The organism is Pantoea sp. SIMBA_079, assembly GCF_046940275.1.
GTDB classification, from domain to species: Bacteria; Pseudomonadota; Gammaproteobacteria; order Enterobacterales; family Enterobacteriaceae; genus Pantoea; species Pantoea borealis.
Genome location: NZ_JAWRYR010001045.1, coordinates 1 through 228, shown reverse-complemented (window position 1 = coordinate 228; position 228 = coordinate 1). Strand labels below are relative to the sequence as shown.

Below are 228 nucleotides of genomic sequence, written 5' to 3'. Positions count from 1 at the left end.
GAGGTACGCCACCAGCAGGCGGTCGCCGAGCAATGCGGCGTCGTTGAGCGTGTGCGCCTGCTCGCCGACGACATCGATGAAGCGCGCGTCCGTATCGGCGACGTCGATGCCCACGATCCGCCGCCGTTCCGCGTCGCGGGTCGTCGCCAGATACAGCGTGCTGCCGCGGCTGCCGATCAGGCCCCATTCGGCATCGAAGTTGTCGACCAGCCGGCGCGGCGTCCACCC

General features: G+C 70.2%; 1 protein-coding gene. It reads right to left on the bottom strand.

Features of this window, described 5'->3' with window-relative positions; genetic code table 11:
- The coding region (locus SB719_RS23110) for a hypothetical protein (protein WP_412160184.1) at positions 1-228 on the bottom strand (228 nt) is incomplete at both ends.